Here is a 17,893-nt window from a genome sequence, read left to right as displayed (position 1 = left end):
TCCTAACTTGAACTTAAAACTAATCTAAATAACCATGAAGCTTAACGGCCAGGCAGCAAGGCTCCGTATAATAGTCGGTGAGACTGATTTGGTGTATCAACGCCCTCTTTACGAGGCAATTGTATTCGCTGCTAAAAAGTACAAGCTCTCGGGAGCAACAGTCAGTAAGGGGGCAATGAACTATGGTGCTCAGAGTATAAAGCAGAGCATCAAGGTCTTTGAACTGTCGGAGGACAGGCCTATGATTATCGAATTGATAGACTATCCCGAACGCCTGCGGGATTTTGCATCAATTGCTCAGAAACTGATAGAAAAGGCCGAAGCAGGGGGAATTATAACTATAGAGGATCTGGAGGTTATCTATTATGGATAACAGCAGCCTGACCTCCGGGTCAGGCTGCCCTGCAAGCCGTAACCTACCACCTCGTATTAGCTTCTCCCTTGTCTTTCCAGTGGTCAATTGTGTTTCCTGCGGACTTTTCGCCGGAAAATTTTAATTTTACGGTCTGTGCCGAAATTCCATCCAAACCCTACCCTTACCGGCTGCAGCAGAAAAATTACACGCAATGAAAATAAAAGCAACTACAATCCTTGCAGGCCTTTGCCTCCTGCAATCAGCCATGGGTCTCATATATGCCCAGACCTGGCAGAACCTCATCACCAACATTGAAAACAGGCAGGTTACCACACTTAATGGAATGTGGAAATACATAGTTGACCCCTATGAAAGCGGTTATTATGATTACAGGCGTCAGGTGAGGGATCAGCAGTCCTGGCAGAATACTGCCGAGGCCCTTTATCTTGCGCACAAACCGGCTCACAAAGGCGAGAGAGTGGAATATGACTTTGACAAGTCTGATAATATTATAGTACCGGGGGATTGGAATTCACAAAAGGAGAAGCTCTTTTACTATGAGGGAACTATCTGGTACTACAAGAAATTTGTCTTCACTCCTACTCCAGGCCTGCCAAGGCAGTTTTTCTATTTTGGGGCGGCAAACTACGAGAGCGATGTTTATCTGAACGGCAAAAAGCTGGGTAAGCACATTGGAGGTTTTACACCGTTTAATTTTGAAGCCACCGGACTTCTCAAGGAAGGGGAAAATTTCATAGTGGTAAAGGTTGACAATGCACGTGGGCTTGAAAAAGTCCCGACAGTAAATACAGACTGGTGGAACTATGGAGGTCTTACAAGGGACGTATTGCTTGTGGAGGTACCGGAAACCTATATAAAGGACTATTATATTCAGTTGGCCAAGGGCAACAGTGAACTTATTGAAATCCATGTAGAACTTGATGGGCCGGCTAAAGTCGGTCAGGTAGTAACAGTGAACATTCCCGATGCCAAACTCACATTTACAGGTGTATCTGATGAAAATGGAGTAGTAAGAGGTTCAATAAAAGCCAGAAAATTGCAATACTGGAATCCCGGGAAGCCCTTCCTCTATGATGTAAACCTGTCGTACAACGGACATACACTTAAAGACAGGATTGGCTTCAGAACCATAGCGGTGAAAGGAAGGGATATCCTTGTAAACGGGAAACCTGTATTCCTCAGAGGTATCAGTATACATGAAGAAAATCCACTTAGGGGTGGCAGAGCATATTCTGCTGAAGATGCCCGTATACTGCTTGGATGGGCAAAGGAACTGGGCTGTAACTATGTACGTCTGGCACATTACCCACACAATGAAAATATGGTTCGCCTGGCCGATGAACTGGGCATCCTGGTATGGTCTGAGGTTCCAGTATACTGGACTATACAGTGGGAAAATCAGGAGACATACAACAATGCAGAAAATCAGCTGCTGGAGATGATTACCCGTGATAAGAACCGTGCTTCAGTGATAATTTGGTCTATTGCAAATGAGACTCCTGTATCACCGGCGCGCACCGGGTTTCTTAAGAGAATGATCAGTACTACGCGGGAAGCAGACCCTGTAAGGCTTGTAAGTGCAGCACTTGAAAGGCATGAGAAACCAGGAAGCCGTAATGTTCAGATCATAGAGGATCCGATACAGGACTATGTTGACGTAATCAGTTTTAACCAATACCTCGGCTGGTATTCAGGAACACCTGCACAGATTATGGATAACGAGTATGAGATCAATTACGATAAGCCGGTTATTATTTCCGAATTGGGAGGCGGCGCACTTCAAGGTTTTCACGGAGAGAGGGATGAGATATGGACAGAGGAGTACCAGGAATGGCTGTACGAAGAAACTGTCAGAATGATAGACAGAATCCCACAGCTTAGGGGAGTTACCCCCTGGATACTTGCAGACTTTAGGTCACCGAGACGACTGTTGCCAGATATTCAGGACGGCTGGAACCGCAAAGGACTAATCTCACAGACCGGAAATAAGAAAAAAGCCTTCTATGTATTGAAGAAATACTACGAGCAAAAAGCAAAAGAATACGGGGAATAGCTCTGTAGAAATTTGTAATGCATGAGCTATAGTCCGGTACCGTTTGCCCGTTACCGGACTTTTCATTTACAGTTATGTCCATTGCCCGGGGTATTGGAAATCTTTATTACCTTTGCTTAAAACCACAGCACTTGAAGCCAGAGTATTTTATAGCAAAAAGAATCAGTATGGGAGGTATGCCGGGCAGGAAGTTTTCCGGTCCGGTAATAAAAGTATCCATAGCCGGCATAATCCTTGGGATGACCGTAATGATACTGTCAATGGCCATAGGTAGTGGTTTCAAGAAAGAGATAAGGGACAAGATAAGTGGCTTTGGAGCCCATATTCAGGTTGTCAACTACGACTTCAATCTGAGCTACGAGCCCAACCCCATCAGATACGACAGTGTGCTGGCCGCAGAGATATCTGCTTTGTCAGGCATCAAAAAAGTACAACGCTTTGGAACAAAGCCCGGTCTGATTAAGACAGATAATGAGATGCAGGGTGTACTGCTCAAAGGCATAAGTCCGGAGTACGACCTCACTTTCCTTAATTCCGTCCTTGTTGCCGGAACCGTTCCCCAATATACTGACACTGCTACTTCCAACGAGATTCTAATCTCAGAGACGATGGCAAATATGCTCAATATTGAATTGGGACAGCAGATTTTTATATACTTCTTTCAGGAACAGATAAGAGTAAGGCGCCTTACTGTGGCTGGGATCTACAACACCCATCTGAGCGATCTGGATAAGATGTATGTAATTGCGGACATCAAACAGATACAAAGGCTCAATGACTGGGGACCTGATCAGATAGCAGGATATGAGATATTAATTGATGACTTCAACAAGCTTAATGAAAGAGGTATAGCAGTTTACGACCTGACCGGAGGTTTTATCGGCGATGATGGTACTCTGCTTCGTACACTTACTATCAAAAACTCCCAGCCTCAGATTTTTGCCTGGCTCGACATTCTTGATATGAACATTGTGGTGATAATAGTTCTAATAGTGCTTATTGCAGGTTTCAATATGATATCTGGATTGCTGATACTTATACTCGAGCGTACCAATATGATAGGTATACTTAAGGCTATGGGTATTCAGGACATGCCTCTGAGGAAGATTTTCCTTTACCTGGCCTCGGGCATAGCCATAAGAGGCTTGGTCTGGGGAAATATTGCCGGACTCTCAATAGCGCTGCTTCAGAAGCAGTTTGGTATCTTCAAGCTCGACCCAGCCAACTACTTTCTGGACACTGTACCGATACTGATAAATCCGTCGCATATACTCTTACTTAACCTTGGGGCAATACTTGCAATCTTCATTATGATGATTGGACCTTCCTATCTTGCGGCAAAAATAGCCCCTGTCAAGGCAATCAAATTTGATTAGACTGAAAGCGTACAGCGTTTGTTCGTTTCCGAACAGGCACGAAAACCAGGGTCCCATTCCTCCCATTTTACAAGGCCTTGCAAATCATGTTGAGAGTAAAGCCTTTGAGGGGATGTATCTTTCAAATCTTTAAAAAACAGAAGAAAAGTGACAAACAACTATGATTCTGGCATGCTTTTTATTGCAATATAATTAGGTTTAAATTAATAGTGGGACAAGAAAGCCATTTCTTCAAACGAGAAGAGTGGCTTTTCTTGTTTATAGCTGCGAGGATTTGCGTAAATTTGTTTGATACTACAAAAGCTCAACCTATGGCTTCATGGAAACTAATACTAAAGGAGGCGTTGAGGCCTCCGCTTCCGGGTCCTGCAGCACACGCAAAGATGCTTCCAGATAATGCCCCGGAGTTTTCATGGAACCACGACAAGTCAAAAGGAATTCAAAGCAGTGTGTTGATCCTGCTATATCCGTACGAAGACAGAATTCTTATTCCCTTCATTCAACGGCCCGTCTATCCAGGTTATCACAGTGGACAGATAAGTCTGCCGGGGGGCAAGTGCGAGGATGTAGACAGCAGTTACTGGGAGACAGCCTTAAGAGAAACCCGCGAAGAGCTTGGGATAGACACTGATGAGGTTGAATATCTCGGTCAGCTCAGTCGTATCTATATCGACCGCAGCAACTTCTTTGTAAATCCACAGGTAGGCTTCCTAAAATATACCCCTCAGTTTAATCCGGATCCCAAAGAGGTGGCAGAGGTCCTCAAGGCTGATATTACCGAACTGGCAACCCAGCCCAGAGTTACGGATACTATGCTACATCCAACCGGCATCCCGGTAGAGATGCCGTATTTCAATGCAGGTGGAAAGCACATCTGGGGTGCTACAGCAATGATAATATGTGAACTGATTCAAACTCTCAATACAAAATATCCGGCGTGGATCAACGCATTACATTCTTGTAGTGGTCATACCTCTCCAGAATCTCTCTGACATACTGGTAAGGTTCCTCTCCCCTGCAATAACCAAACTCGACCACCGGATCATTGTAATACTTTGGATCTGACTTATGCAGCAGGAAGAAATCCACATTATCATTCCAGATCGTAGGATTCATACCGTACTTTTCTGCAAGTTTCATAGCATCCAGAACGTGCCCAATGCCCACATTGTATGCAGCCAGAACAAACTTAAGTCGCTCGTTGCTGTCCTCCACTCTCAGGGCAAGTCGCTCGTCAAGCCATTGAAGTAATTGCATACCACCCCTTATATTATCTCTTGGTGAGGTTATTGACTGGACTCCAAAACGCTCGGCTGTCTCGGGCATCAACTGCATAAGTCCCAATGCACCGGCCCAGCTTTCTGCATCAGGTATAAAACGTGACTCCTGATATATTATGGATGCAATCAGACGCCAATCCATGTCAAAGCGCTGGCTCTCCTCCTTAATCAGTTCATCGTAAACTGAAACCTGTCCCCCTTTTATTGAGTGAAAACCGGCATCAACAAGGTGAATAGAACGCTTATTGAGAAAATACTTTTGATAAATACGCTGATAACGAGGTGTCTGGGTAAAACTAACCATCCAGTTGTTAATCGCATTTAGCAGCTCCGGCGCATTCTTGTTGACTGCCCAGGCTTGCTTCTGAGGGAAACTCACGGGAGTTTCAACATCCAGATTGGGATAAAAATTCAGATTGACTATGGCAAGATTCTCATCACAGACAGTATAAGGAATCTCTCCTGCAGCAACAAGTTCGACAAGTTGCTCCACTTCATAGTCGGGTATCTCGACTATATGAATGCTGTCTCCAATCTCATTTGCCAGGTTACGCAATCGTTGCACATAGGCAGACCCCTTCTGTACATAGATACTCTTACCGGCTAAATCAAGCTGATTTCTGATAAGTGTATTGTACTGAATATTATTTGAACCTTTCTGATCGGAACTATAGGCCTGTTGAACAAGAACCTGTCTGCTGAAGCTGTGAGGTGCGGTATAGGCTATATAATCCTCACTCTCACGCATAACGGGGAGGTTGCTGGCTATGATATCAATAAGTCCGTTTTGCAATGCCTCAAAATTTGTCTGCAGGTCATTGTTGACTGTGACTTCCAGTTTGACACCGATAAAGGTGGCAAACTCCTGAAGGAGTTCAAACTGGTAGCCCATAGGCTGTCCTTTGTAAACGAAGTAATTTGTCGAGTTGTAGTTAGTCACCACCCTGATCTTTCCCGCGGTCAATATCTCCTCAAGGTCTGGTACCTTTTGTGCAGCTTCCTTTCCACCCTTCTTCTGGCCACCACTATTGCATGCTCCAGTAAACACCAGAATAAGCAGGAGGATTAGCGAACTGTAAACCTTTCTCATAAAAACCCTTTAAGTTCAACAGAAAAATCAACCTGCGAATTTAATCAGAATAATCGGAATGCCAATGCATTAACTAGTCATAGAAGTTCCATGAGACTCCGAAGCGCAGTGAACGCGGGCTTGCTGGATAGCCAACTGTATGGAAATATTGGTTGGATGTCATACCCATGCTTAGGTGATCGAGCTTGATAAAAATACGAGCCCTCTTAAGTTGCATGTTCAGAAACAAATCCACGTATGGATAGTCACCTACCTTTCTCTCGTTCTGCACATAAAAGCGGCTTAGTGCCGGCATATAGGCCGGTGCATACCATAATGAATTGTATCTGAAGTCGAAACCAAACTGGAACAGCAATACTTTGAAAAGAGTATTCTCATAGTAGTTTGAACTGAAGACTGAAAATTCAGGCAAGGGAACTATTTCCTGATGAGAACTAATCTGGTACAAAACGGTATTGCGTGAATGTAGTCTGTGTGCCAGGATAAAGTGCTTGTACAACCTAAACTCAATCAGACTGATGAACGAACTGGTCTGCTCAGGTAATGCCTCACTGTTCCAGAATACATAGTCATTAATAAATCTGCCCTCGGCACTAAGTTCAAGACGACGTGTAGGAATAGAAACCCCACCAGCTACACGCATAGTCTCAACCTTTCCAAAATCATTATCCCATCTGAAATGATTAGAATAGTAATGCTCCTCAAAATATGACGGACTTGTAAGATATATTCCTCCATTTGCATAAACAGAAGCCGTATCACGACCTACCCTAAAACTACTTTCAGCAGCTCCGGTAATCTCACTATCACCAACCCTGTAACCCTGGAAGTAAAAACGCATCCCTGCATTCCACCTGAATGTCTCACCCAGGTTCTTGAATATCTGACCTCCCACAAATGTTGTTGAATACCTTAGCTTCTCCATCAAATACTCAGGGGCTGTTGTAAAAGTGCCGGTAACTACAGGCGGCCTCTGTACCCTGAAAGTCTCAATCTCGTTAGAGATAAAAGCCCTGAGACCAAAGCGCAATAGGGTATTGGCCTCCTCGTTAAACTTAAGCTGAACAGTATTAGCCACCCGCGTGTAATACAGTGAATCGCGGGTCATCGTTGTGTCAGCGTAGATATTACTGTAAAAGAAGTTGCCCTCACTCTCGTTGTACATCCTGGCAAGTTCATCAATACGGTGAAGCCTGCGACTCCTGTCAATGTCAAGAGAATGCAATACTGTAGCCAGCGGAGTCTGTCGCTTTCCGCTTTCCCCCTGGTTTACAGCAATTTTTCCAATCTTCAGCGCCTGACTTATGTATAGTCTGTTATTGTCAATCCGGTTGGATGCAGTATAAAACTGTACGGGTATATTATTAGATCGTCCCCAGTCGTATTTTTCCGGATTCAGGATATGATCCTCGTCAACAATACCACCGTTTTCAAGATGATCGGCCTTACTGTAAATGTAGTTTCCGTAAATCTCATAGACCTTGCCACTATAGGAGGAAAAGACTCTGAAGTTACGGTTATCAACCTTCTGTGCGTTGTACTTGCCAACAGATGAAGTGAGGTCATAGCTAAAACCCACGTTCCATTTGCGGTTGACGTTTTGACTGAAGAGCACCCCCAACACCTCCTCAGACCTGGCCTTAGGACCGCTGTACTGATAATAAAGATTCGTATAAGGTGTTGTAGAATTGTAGTAAAGCCACTCTTCCGGTTGGGTAAAAACGTGGGTGTAACTCTCAGTAAAGAGAAAATGCCGTGATAGCGGCATTTGGGATACCATAGCCGGCATCCATGCAGCTCCTATATTACCGAGCTGCACATTCGACATGGCCCTTTTGTATGCATGATTGTGAACCTGAAAACCCAGAGACAGGGTGTCGACAGGAACAGTATCTGCCCTCGAACCCATATCCTCAAGGTGCCAGTTTCTAACCTTATGAACAAGTTCGGTACGCTGACCTTCCTCCTGCCCGGGCTCTCCTTCCTGTGGCAAAGACATCCTCCCCTGAGCAAAAGAGCTAAAGGATAGAGCGTAAAGCGCGGATATTAATATCAGGCGTGTTCTCATGCAAGGCAAAGATATTGAAATTTCCCTAATGGAAATACAAATCTATTGCCTATCTGACCTCCCAAACATCACCCCTTACAGCAAGATCCCGGAAGCATTTTACAGGATTGTCCTTCCTGACTTCTTCTATCTGGTCAACCATGGCTTCGTTGTAAACAAGACCTTTTACCCGCCGTATCACACCAAGTGCAACCGGATACTCCGGATATTCCATAGTAGCCAGCTTCATATGTAGGGTACTATCCTCGCACTCAGCATCATGAACAAGCAGATCCTTCTCGGTAATTCCGTTTTCCCCAATATTGACAACCTTAAGAGTGAGACCGTCTAGCATCAGACCCTTGTCACGGTTCTTGCCAAAGATCATTGGCTTGCCATGTTCAAGTATTATTGTACGATCATCCCTGACTTCCTTATTTGCAATCTCATCGTGAACCTTGTCATTGTATATTACACAGTTTTGCAATACTTCAACAACTGAAGTACCATCAAACAGCTCAGCTTCCTTGAATACATCAACGCAAAGCTTAAGATCCCTGTCGATAGTTCGTGCAAAGAAATGTCCCCTAGCACCAATGGCCAGCTCACCAGGTCTGAATGGCATTTCAATAGTACCGTAGGGTGAGGACTTAGTGACCTTACCAAACTTAGATGTAGGAGAATATTGTCCCTTTGTAAGTCCGTAAATCTGGTTATTGAACAGTATCAGGTTGATATTTACATTCCTCCGGATAACATGGATAAAGTGGTTACCACCAATTGCCATGGCATCACCGTCACCCGTAACGTGCCACACGCTAAGCGATGGATTTGCAAGTTTTACTCCGGTTGCAATAGCAGCACCACGTCCGTGAATTGTATGAAACCCAAAGGTGTTCATATAATAGGTAAAACGTGAGGAGCAGCCAATACCCGAAATCACAGCAACATTCTCGGGCTTGAGTTGCAGGTCAGCCATTGCCTTGAGCACTGAATTCAAAATAGCATGGTCACCACAACCCGGGCACCAGCGTACGTTAAGCGAATTCTTGTAGTCTGTGAAACTATATGTTCTTTCTTCTTCCATGTCCTTATGCTTCCAAAAGTTTGACAAAACAACTCTTCAACTCTTCTACAGTGAATGGCTGACCCTGTACTTTGTTGTACTGATAGTAGTTGTACTGCGGATGTTTCATCCTTAGGCAGGATGCAAATTGCCCCATATTAAGTTCACAAACCACTATTTTCTTGTACTTAGCAAAGACCTCAGCAGTATTGCGAGGCAACGGGCTTATATAGTTGAAATGAGCAAAAGCCAGCTTCCTGCCTTCCTTGCAAAGTTCATCAACAGCAGAAGAAAGGTGTCCATAGGTGCCTCCCCAGCCGACGACCAGCAGGTCGGCGTCTTTATCACCCTGAACCTCAAGTTCAGGGATAAAATTGGCTATACGGTCAACCTTTTCCTGGCGAAGACCAACCATATTCTGGTGATTTACGGGATCATGAGAGATTACTCCTGTAAGAGCATCTTTTTCAAGTCCACCAACGCGATGTTCATATCCTTTCATTCCCGGCCAAACCCATGCACGGCTTTGCTTTTCCACGTTTCTCAGATATGGTTTGAATTCCCCGGCGCTTTGTCTGGTATGGGGAACCTCTATATTCGGGAAATCTTCTTTTTCAGGCACCCTCCAACTCTGTGTACCATTGGCAAGGTATCCGTCAGAAAGCAAGATTACGGGAACCATATGTTCGATAGCAATCTTGGCTGCATAGTATGCAAAATCGAAGCAGTTGACCGGAGTACTGGCTGCAAGAACTACAACCGGACATTCACCGTTACGTCCAAATAATGCCTGATACAAGTCTGACTGCTCAGTCTTGGTAGGCAAACCAGTTGAAGGACCTCCGCGTTGTACATTTATTACAACAAGGGGAAGTTCGGTCATTACTGCAAGACCTATTGCTTCTGTCTTAAGTGCCATACCTGGTCCTGATGTAGATGTTGCTCCAAGAGCACCTGCATAGCTTGCACCAATAGCACTACAGATACCTGCTATCTCATCCTCAGCTTGAAAGACTTTCACTCCAAGGTCCTTTCTGGCTGCCAGCTCCTGAAGTATTTCAGTTGCAGGAGTAATTGGGTAGGAACCAAGGAAGAGCTGAACTCCTGCTCTTTCTGCGGCTGCAATCAGACCCCATGCAGCAGCAGTATTACCATTTATATTGCGATAAATGCCTTTCCTGGGTTGAGAAGGAAGTACATGAAATGATGGAGTAATAGCTTCAATTGTGTCACCATAATGAAACCCTGCTTCAAGAACACGAAGGTTGGCTTCCATAATTCCTGGTTTCTTGCCAAACTTACGCTTTATGTAATCCTCAGTATGTTCGATTGGACGGTTGAACAACCAGAATACAAGACCAAGAGCAAACATATTCTTGCTACGCAGTGCACTCTTATTGTCAATATCCAGATCCTGGACAGCTTCCTTTGTAAGTGTAGTTATGGGAGCTTTAATGATTTTGTATGAATCCAGCTTATCCTCAGCAAAGGGATCATCGGTTTTATATCCAGCCTTTTCCAGTCCCTTTGCATCAAAGCTATCCTCATCAATAATGATGGTCCCACCTGGTTTCATAAATTTTGCATTCGCCTTTAGAGCAGCTGGATTCATGGCTACAAGCACATCAGTCCTGTCACCCGGAGTATTTACTCCCTTACCGAAATGCACCTGAAAACCTGAGACACCTCCAATAGTACCTTGAGGAGCCCTAATATCAGCAGGAAAATCAGGGAACGTTGAAATATCATTACCAAACATGGCAGATGCCTGTGAAAACAGTGTTCCCGACAACTGCATTCCATCACCTGAGTCACCCGAGAAGCGGACCGATATCCGTTCAACCTCTACTACTTTTGAATTTTCTTTCATTTTTCACTCCATCTTATGCAATCCATAAAACCGACATATAAATACGCATTTCTCTTACAAAGAGTAAGCAAAAATACCTCATTAATCGCTATTTAACAAAGACCGCTATTTGTTCAAACATCAGCAAACATGACAAATATCAGCCCTTAGGACAATGCATATTGCTGAATACCAGCCTATTTTACTACAAGCCATATCTGGCAAGCGCTACAAGAAATTATCATAATACAGAATGTATCCAAATTACATATTTATTCATATTGAGCATTCCTTTTGAAAATTAGAAAAAGTTTATAAAAGACTAGTACTTTTGTAGTCCTAAATAATAAATGAGATGGCGTTAATTAAAGAGGTAAGGGGTTTTGAGCCCAAAATCGGTGAGAATGTGTTTATTGCCGAGAATGCTACAATAGTTGGAGACGTTGTAATAGGTGATGACTGCAGCATCTGGTTTAATGCAGTATTGCGTGGTGACGTTAATTCAATCAGAGTAGGCAACAAGGTCAACATACAGGATGGTGCCGTACTGCACACTCTCTATCAAAAGTCGGTTATTGAGATAGGCAACAATGTATCCATTGGCCATAATGCAGTGATTCATGGAGCCAAGATTGAAGATAATGTATTGATAGGTATTGGAGCAACCGTACTTGACCATGCAGTTATCGGCAGCAACTCTATAATTGCTGCAAACGCACTGGTGCTAAGCAATACTATAGTAGAACCCAACAGTGTATATGCCGGAGTACCTGCTAAGAAGGTAAAGGATATAGAACCGCATCAGACAGCTGAGATGATCAACAAGATAGCAAACAACTATCTGATGTACGCCAGCTGGTATAAGAAGTAATCAAAGTTCCGGGTCTATATGCTCGGCATTTACCGGATTGCCCATAAACAGGGATGCTGACTGGTTGAAGCGTTCGGGATACTCGGTAGTAAAGAATCTCACAGTGCCGCCCCGTGATAATCTCTGATTCATCTCAGGGTGGCGCTTAAGATAATCCACTAGACTAGAAGCAACAATAGGACCCTGAGCCACTATTTTTACACCCGGCGGCAGAGATTGCTTTACCAGAGGCATAAGTAAGGGGTAGTGCGTACACGCCAGAATAACGGTATCCGTTTGCGGTGCAGTAGAGAAAAGACGATCAATATCTCTCTTTACAAAATAGCGTGCTCCTTCAGAATCAGTCTCTCCGTTTTCAACAAGAGGAGCCCACATTGGACAGGACTGCTGTACGACCTTGATATGGGGGAATAGTTTCTTAAATTCAAGGGGATAGGACTCAGACAGCACAGTGCCTGTTGTACCAAGTATAGCAACATTCTTGCTTGCAGGATCAGAACCTACGCTTTCAACACTTGGGCGTATTACTCCAAGCACTCTCCTTTCAGGATCCATTTGGGGCAGATCCTTCTGTTGAATAGTACGCAATGCTTTTGCTGATGCTGTATTGCAGGCCAGTATCACAAGGGGTGCTCCCATGGCGAATAATTTCCTGACTGCTTCCAGAGTGTAGTTGTACACAACATCAAAAGAACGGCTACCATAAGGTGATCTGGCATTATCGCCAAAATAGACAAAGTCATTACTGGGAAATGCATCAAGCAATTCCTTAAGGATGGTAAGACCTCCATATCCCGAATCAAACACCCCTATGGGACCGGTACCTCGCATCTCTTATCTATAATAGGAAGAAAAGCCGGTGGTTACCGGCTTTTCTTTTGTTATCAAATATGCCTTGGGCAAATACTACTTCAGTTTTGCCTTAACAAGAGGACCGCAGTCCAGACTCTTTTCAGAGTGATAAAGGACAACCTGTGAACTGATGTCAAAGATATAAATCAGTCCTTGTTCCTGTCCAACTGCATCAATAGCACGCTGTACTTTCTCAAGAATGGGCTGATAAAGCTCCTGCTCCTTCTTCTGCAAAGTTTGCTGAGCCATTAGTTGATAATTTTGCAGACGTTGTTCAATATCCTGAATTTCCTTTTCCATGGTTGTGCGGATCAGCTCAGGCATTGTCTCTCTCTGGGCAATATAGTCACGGTATTTCTTTTCATGCTCCTCACTCATCACCTTCAACCTATCCTGCAAAATCTGAGCTTCAGCTTGCAACTTAGTGTCAGCATCTTTCTTGTCAGGTAGCTCCATAATAAGTTCCTGAACATTGACATGCCCGAATTTTAGTTCCTGAGCGGTAATCGCTGACGTGATAAGCAATAAGCAAGCGATTGCAATAGTTTTAATAAATCTCATATCATGTAATTATTAAGTATTCACCTATTAAAATTAAATCCCGAGTTTTGCCTTTACAAGTGGAGTGACATCTACACTTTGTGAAGAATTGAAAAGTGTCAGACCTGAGTTGATTTCAAAGATGTAAAGGAAACCGTTTTCCTCACCCACAGCCTCAACTGCCTTTCTGAAACTTTCAAGAACCGGCACCTGTAACTCGTTCTGCTTTTGTTGAAGTGTCTGCTGAGCATTTACAAAGAATTCCTGAATCCTTTGCTGCATATTCATATACTCTTCTTCCTTTGCAGCACGCTGAGCGTCCGAATAAGTCTCAAAGTTTTTCTCATATTCAAGCTCTATCTTTTGCAGCTCTTCTCTCATAACAACCAGCTGGTCCTCAAATTTCTTGGTCTCTCCCTCCATCACTGTTGAAATATTCTTGTACTCAGGCATCTGCAGCACTACATCCGCAACACTGATGTGACCAAATTTGGGAGCCTGCGCAAAAGCTGCGGCCGCAAAGCCGACAAATACCAATGCGCTTAGAATGATTTTTCGCATCTGAATCATTTATTTATTTACAATTATTTTCTGTGTCCCAGGCGTTCCAGGACTTTATCACTACGGTCCTGCGCCGGATCGAGATAAAGCACACCATTGCTCTTGTCAAATACTGCAGCAAGCCCTTCTTCTCTTGCTAGCTCTCTGATAACTGCTGTTACCTGATCCTGAATAGGTCTGAACAAAGCTTCCTGCCTCTTGGCCAGTTCTCCTTCCTGTCCAAAATACTTTTGCTGAAGCTCTCTGGCTTCCCTTTCTCTTGCAATAATTGCCTCTTCACGGGCCACTCTCATATCGTTAGAAAGGTACACACTTTCAGTCTGGTAATTCTTGTACATATCTGCAACAACCCGGTATATCTTGTCTATCTCTGCCTGCCATTGACCTGACAACTGATTCAATTGTTCCTGAGCAGCCTGAAATGCCGGAATATTCCTGAGGATGTATTCAGTATCGACAAATGCATATCGTTGGGAATTAACTGCAGCCTGAATGCCGAACAAACCCAATAGCAAAAATAATACTGTTTTTTTCATAGCAATAAGTTTTAAATAAATATGCCAAACGGCTCTTATAAGCTTATCCAAAAATCGAACCACAATTTACAAGATAAGCATCAAACTTTAAAAGCTCTGTCCCATAACAAAGTGGAAATTACTTCCTGCAGCTTCCGGACGACCCGGGACAGTGTCAAATCCGTAACCCCAGTCTATACCAAGCAGACCAAACATGGGCAGGAAGATTCTCACACCAAGACCGGCTGAACGATACATCTGAAATGGGTTATAACCCTTAAAATCCGACCATGCATTTCCTGCTTCAAGGAACATCAGACCATATACTGTTGCAGATGGTTGCAATGTAAAGGGATATCTAAGCTCCATTGTCAGCTTTGTATACATATTACCATCTGCCATAGAGTACCTTTCTCCATCAACCTCGTAAAAACTATACGGTGTCAGTGAGTTGTTCTCATATCCTCTAAGGCCAACTGTTTCACTACCATACATACTGTAACCGCTCATTCCGTCACCTCCAAGAGTAAACTTCTCAAAAGGAGACTTAAGGTAGTCATTGTAATATCCCAGGAATCCACCTTCAATCTTGCTCATTACAACAAACTTGTTAGCCCTGTCAAGCGGTTTGAACATTGCTCCTTTGAATGTCCATTTATGGTATTCAATAAATTCATACAGTTCCTGCTCATCGGTTATTGAGGAGTAATCCTTACCTGTAAATGATGAATAAGGTGGAGTCAACTCAACTCCAAGAGAAAATGAGGATCCGGAACGGGTATACAACGGGTTGTCAATTGAATTTCTTGAAAGGATAGTCTTCAGATAAATACTGTGAGACTTTCCGTTTCTGAAGTTACCAATAAAGGACCAATCCTTAAGGTCATACTGACGATAACTCAATTCGTTGTAAAGCGTAAACCAGTCATCCGGCCAGGTAAGACGACGTCCAAGACCCAACGAGGCACCTAGTACCTTAATATGGCGGGAGTCATCACCTTTGTATGAATAAGGATCATAGTAACCATATCCATAGTATCCATAACGGCTACTGATACCTGTCTGTAGTGTGTAATACAATGAAACACTAAGTGAATTAGGTTTCTTACCACCAAGCCATGGTTCAACAAAATTGATGCTATAGGCCTGATAATACTTACCATTGGTTTGAGCTCTAAGCCCTAGAGTCTGACCATCACCTGAAGGCAGAGGTTTCCATGCATCCAGGTTTGTTATATTTCTTACCGAAAAGTTGCTAAAGGAAAGGCCAAGAGTTCCAACAAACATACCGGCACCCCAACCTCCTGAAAGTTCTATCTGGTCATTTGGTTTTTCTTCAAGATTAAACTCTATGTCAACAGTTCCCTTGTCCTGATCTGGAATTGGAACAGGATTGATCTTTTCAGGGTCGAAGTGTCCCAACTGAGCAAGCTCCCTTACAGTACGTACGATAGCAGCCTTATTGAAAAGCTCACCCGGCTTTACACGCAGTTCACGACGCACCACATGCTCGTGGGTTTTTGTGTTACCATTGATAATTACTCTGTTGATGGTTGCCTGTTCACCTTCATATATTCTCATCTCCAGATCCACAGTATCATTGTAAATTTTAAGATCAACAGGAATAATGCGGCTAAACAGGTATCCATTGTTGAGATACTCGTTCTGTACAGCATCATCATCTGTAAACAAACGTTCGTCAAGCAAAGTCTGGTTGAAAACATCTCCCTTTCGGATACGAAGCAGGAAGCTAAGATATTCACTTGGATAAATAGTATTACCAACCCAGGTGATATTACCGAAATAATACTGATTACCTTCTTCTACCCTAATCTTAATATTTAAAGTATTATCATCATTCCTGCTAATAGAGTCATAAACTATATAAGCATCCCTATAACCCTTCTCGTTGTACTTTTCAATAATCTTGTCGAGGTCAGCGCGGTAGTTTTCTTCAACAAACTTCTTTGTCCTGAAGAAGTTCTTTATCTTACGCCTCTCGTTAGTCTTTTTCATATACCTGTTCAGCTGGCCTTCTGTTAGGGCTTCATTACCTTCAAAAACCAGAGAACTGATCTTTACTTTTTCTTTCTTGTCAACATACACGTCAAGTATCACATGGTTGACTCTGGAAGTATCGTCACGTTGAACAATGTTAACCTCAGTATTGTAAAAGCCCTTGTCAACAAAATGGTCCTTGATGAACTTCTCAGCTCTTCTGAGAAGATATGGTGTTACCTGGCTACCCTTGATCATGGCAACCTTTTCATCTACCGCTTCTATTTCAGCCTTCTTTAATCCATGATAGTTCAACATAGACAGTCTGGGACGCTCCTGAAGGAAGATCTCAAGATAGACATCACGTCCCTCTATCTTCTTTGCATAAATCTTGACATCAGAAAAAAGACCGTAATCCCAGTATTTCTTAATTGCTGCTGTGATATCGTCACCAGGAATTGTAACTTCCTGTCCAACACGCAAACCTGAAAGGTTGGCAAGAATTTTTGGGTCATTATTAAGCTCACCAACTACATCAATTGCAGCAACTACATATTTACGTGGCTTTGCCGTATAAGATATCTCAGGTAAGTTTTCCTGTCCGAATAAACTAAGACTAATAACAGTAAGTACAAAAAGAAGCGATATTCTTTGCAACATTTCTATTGTTTTAAAATTAACTGGTCACTGGTTTTCCCAAAGCGGCGCTCGCGCTTCTGATAATCTAAAAGAGCCTCATAAAAATGTTCCTTGCGAAAATCAGGCCATAATATGTTGGAAAAGTATAATTCTGAATATGCAATTTGCCACAACAGGAAATTACTTATCCTGTATTCACCACTGGTCCTGATAAGAAGTTCAGGGTCAGGCATGTCGGCTGTATCCAGATAGCGACTGAAAACATTGCTATCAATATTTTCAACATCAAGTTTCCCATTGCCAACATCACCTGCAATCTTCTTCACAGCTTCTACAATTTCCCAGCGTGCACTGTAGCTCAGGGCCAAAACCAATGTCAGCCCTGTATTGGATGAAGTTTTTTCAATACATTTTAGAAGTTGATCCTGTACGTTACCAGGCAAGCTTTCTGTACAACCAATGACACGGAGTCTGACATTGTTTTTCATCAGGGTCTCTGTCTCCGAGGCTATAGTAGATACCAACAGGGACATCAGAGCATCAACCTCATGCTTGGGTCTGGCCCAGTTTTCTGTAGAAAATGCATATAGTGTAAGGTAGCCGAGGCCCAATTCGGCAGAAGCTTCAGTTACCTCCCTTACTGCCTTGACCCCGTTCTTATGTCCAAAAACACGTGCCGAGCCCCGCTGCTTTGCCCAACGCCCATTACCATCCATTATTACTGCTACATGTCGCGGTAACTTTTCAGGTATCAATAGCTCTTTGACTGACATAACTGCC

The 17,893-nt window shown here is 43.3% G+C and carries 15 protein-coding genes; 5 read left to right on the top strand and 10 right to left on the bottom strand.

Annotated features, from left to right (window positions below):
* The first annotated feature begins 34 nt into the window (after window positions 1-34).
* The 4 genes from M9189_RS02525 to M9189_RS02510 all read left to right on the top strand — a co-directional run bounded on the left by M9189_RS02525 (window position 35) and on the right by M9189_RS02510 (window position 4,797).
* Window positions 35-373 carry a DUF190 domain-containing protein gene (locus M9189_RS02525; RefSeq protein ID WP_250724376.1) on the top strand — a complete coding sequence of 113 codons (339 nt, stop codon included), beginning with the start codon at window positions 35-37 and terminating at the stop codon, window positions 371-373.
* A gap of 193 nt (window positions 374-566) precedes the next feature.
* Window positions 567-2,429, top strand: a complete 1,863-nt coding sequence (locus M9189_RS02520; protein ID WP_250724375.1) for a glycoside hydrolase family 2 protein — start codon at window positions 567-569, stop codon at window positions 2,427-2,429.
* A gap of 131 nt (window positions 2,430-2,560) precedes the next feature.
* The gene (locus M9189_RS02515; RefSeq protein ID WP_250724374.1) at window positions 2,561-3,805 is read left to right on the top strand and encodes an ABC transporter permease; all 1,245 of its coding nucleotides are present in this window, start codon (window positions 2,561-2,563) and stop codon (window positions 3,803-3,805) included.
* A gap of 311 nt (window positions 3,806-4,116) precedes the next feature.
* The gene (locus M9189_RS02510; protein WP_250724373.1) at window positions 4,117-4,797 is read left to right on the top strand and encodes an NUDIX hydrolase; all 681 of its coding nucleotides are present in this window, start codon (window positions 4,117-4,119) and stop codon (window positions 4,795-4,797) included.
* Here M9189_RS02510 and M9189_RS02505 read toward each other — a convergent pair.
* The 4 genes from M9189_RS02505 to M9189_RS02490 all read right to left on the bottom strand — a co-directional run bounded on the left by M9189_RS02505 (window position 4,748) and on the right by M9189_RS02490 (window position 11,158).
* On the bottom strand, window positions 4,748-6,175 hold the full coding sequence (locus M9189_RS02505; protein ID WP_250724372.1) for an MltF family protein: 1,428 nt from the start codon (window positions 6,173-6,175) through the stop codon (window positions 4,748-4,750). The two genes, M9189_RS02510 and M9189_RS02505, sit on opposite strands and share 50 nt — an antisense overlap.
* 73 nt (window positions 6,176-6,248) lie before the next feature.
* Entirely contained in the window at window positions 6,249-8,243 is a 1,995-nt protein-coding gene (locus M9189_RS02500; protein WP_250724371.1) for a putative porin, read from the bottom strand.
* A gap of 49 nt (window positions 8,244-8,292) precedes the next feature.
* Window positions 8,293-9,309, bottom strand: coding sequence for a 2-oxoacid:ferredoxin oxidoreductase subunit beta (locus M9189_RS02495; protein WP_250724370.1), 1,017 nt, complete (start codon window positions 9,307-9,309; stop codon window positions 8,293-8,295).
* 4 nt (window positions 9,310-9,313) lie between these two features.
* On the bottom strand, window positions 9,314-11,158 hold the full coding sequence (locus M9189_RS02490; RefSeq protein ID WP_250724369.1) for a 2-oxoacid:acceptor oxidoreductase subunit alpha: 1,845 nt from the start codon (window positions 11,156-11,158) through the stop codon (window positions 9,314-9,316).
* Between the two features lie 334 nt (window positions 11,159-11,492).
* Between M9189_RS02490 and M9189_RS02485 the strand changes: the two genes are divergently transcribed.
* Entirely contained in the window at window positions 11,493-12,008 is a 516-nt protein-coding gene (locus M9189_RS02485) for a gamma carbonic anhydrase family protein (RefSeq protein ID WP_250724368.1), read from the top strand.
* Here M9189_RS02485 and murI read toward each other — a convergent pair whose 3' ends face one another.
* The 6 genes from murI to M9189_RS02455 all read right to left on the bottom strand — a co-directional run bounded on the left by murI (window position 12,009) and on the right by M9189_RS02455 (window position 17,886).
* Window positions 12,009-12,839 carry a glutamate racemase gene (gene murI, locus M9189_RS02480; RefSeq protein ID WP_250724367.1) on the bottom strand — a complete coding sequence of 277 codons (831 nt, stop codon included), beginning with the start codon at window positions 12,837-12,839 and terminating at the stop codon, window positions 12,009-12,011. It lies immediately after the preceding gene.
* 75 nt (window positions 12,840-12,914) lie between these two features.
* Window positions 12,915-13,421 carry an OmpH/Skp family outer membrane protein gene (locus tag M9189_RS02475; protein ID WP_250724366.1) on the bottom strand — a complete coding sequence of 169 codons (507 nt, stop codon included), beginning with the start codon at window positions 13,419-13,421 and terminating at the stop codon, window positions 12,915-12,917.
* 33 nt (window positions 13,422-13,454) lie between these two features.
* A complete protein-coding gene (locus tag M9189_RS02470) occupies window positions 13,455-13,961 on the bottom strand; it encodes an OmpH/Skp family outer membrane protein (RefSeq protein WP_250724365.1) in 507 nt (168 codons plus the stop codon).
* Window positions 13,962-13,984: 23 nt separating this feature from the next.
* The gene (locus tag M9189_RS02465) at window positions 13,985-14,497 is read right to left on the bottom strand and encodes an OmpH/Skp family outer membrane protein (RefSeq protein ID WP_250724364.1); all 513 of its coding nucleotides are present in this window, start codon (window positions 14,495-14,497) and stop codon (window positions 13,985-13,987) included.
* Between the two features lie 87 nt (window positions 14,498-14,584).
* A complete protein-coding gene (bamA, locus tag M9189_RS02460) occupies window positions 14,585-17,134 on the bottom strand; it encodes an outer membrane protein assembly factor BamA (protein ID WP_250724362.1) in 2,550 nt (849 codons plus the stop codon).
* Between the two features lie 2 nt (window positions 17,135-17,136).
* Window positions 17,137-17,886 carry an isoprenyl transferase gene (locus M9189_RS02455; RefSeq protein ID WP_250724360.1) on the bottom strand — a complete coding sequence of 250 codons (750 nt, stop codon included), beginning with the start codon at window positions 17,884-17,886 and terminating at the stop codon, window positions 17,137-17,139.
* Window positions 17,887-17,893 lie beyond the last annotated feature (7 nt).

This window comes from Xiashengella succiniciproducens (genome assembly GCF_023674465.1).
In the GTDB taxonomy this organism is placed as follows: domain Bacteria; phylum Bacteroidota; class Bacteroidia; order Bacteroidales; family Marinilabiliaceae; genus Geofilum; species Geofilum succiniciproducens.
This window is presented reverse-complemented; position numbering and strand designations above follow the sequence as displayed.

What these genes read in the sequence shown, in the direction of transcription:
- M9189_RS02510 (WP_250724373.1), top strand. Translation starts at nt 4,117, where the DNA reads ATGGCTTCATGGAAACTAATACTAAAGGAGGCGTTGAGGCCTCCGCTT.
- M9189_RS02490 (WP_250724369.1), bottom strand. Translation starts at nt 11,158, where the DNA reads ATGAAAGAAAATTCAAAAGTAGTAGAGGTTGAACGGATATCGGTCCGC.
- M9189_RS02500 (WP_250724371.1), bottom strand. Translation starts at nt 8,243, where the DNA reads ATGAGAACACGCCTGATATTAATATCCGCGCTTTACGCTCTATCCTTT.
- M9189_RS02525 (WP_250724376.1), top strand. Translation starts at nt 35, where the DNA reads ATGAAGCTTAACGGCCAGGCAGCAAGGCTCCGTATAATAGTCGGTGAG.
- M9189_RS02470 (WP_250724365.1), bottom strand. Translation starts at nt 13,961, where the DNA reads ATGCGAAAAATCATTCTAAGCGCATTGGTATTTGTCGGCTTTGCGGCC.
- murI (WP_250724367.1), bottom strand. Translation starts at nt 12,839, where the DNA reads ATGCGAGGTACCGGTCCCATAGGGGTGTTTGATTCGGGATATGGAGGT.
- M9189_RS02485 (WP_250724368.1), top strand. Translation starts at nt 11,493, where the DNA reads ATGGCGTTAATTAAAGAGGTAAGGGGTTTTGAGCCCAAAATCGGTGAG.
- M9189_RS02505 (WP_250724372.1), bottom strand. Translation starts at nt 6,175, where the DNA reads ATGAGAAAGGTTTACAGTTCGCTAATCCTCCTGCTTATTCTGGTGTTT.
- M9189_RS02475 (WP_250724366.1), bottom strand. Translation starts at nt 13,421, where the DNA reads ATGAGATTTATTAAAACTATTGCAATCGCTTGCTTATTGCTTATCACG.
- M9189_RS02465 (WP_250724364.1), bottom strand. Translation starts at nt 14,497, where the DNA reads ATGAAAAAAACAGTATTATTTTTGCTATTGGGTTTGTTCGGCATTCAG.
- M9189_RS02455 (WP_250724360.1), bottom strand. Translation starts at nt 17,886, where the DNA reads ATGTCAGTCAAAGAGCTATTGATACCTGAAAAGTTACCGCGACATGTA.
- M9189_RS02495 (WP_250724370.1), bottom strand. Translation starts at nt 9,309, where the DNA reads ATGGAAGAAGAAAGAACATATAGTTTCACAGACTACAAGAATTCGCTT.
- bamA (WP_250724362.1), bottom strand. Translation starts at nt 17,134, where the DNA reads ATGTTGCAAAGAATATCGCTTCTTTTTGTACTTACTGTTATTAGTCTT.
- M9189_RS02520 (WP_250724375.1), top strand. Translation starts at nt 567, where the DNA reads ATGAAAATAAAAGCAACTACAATCCTTGCAGGCCTTTGCCTCCTGCAA.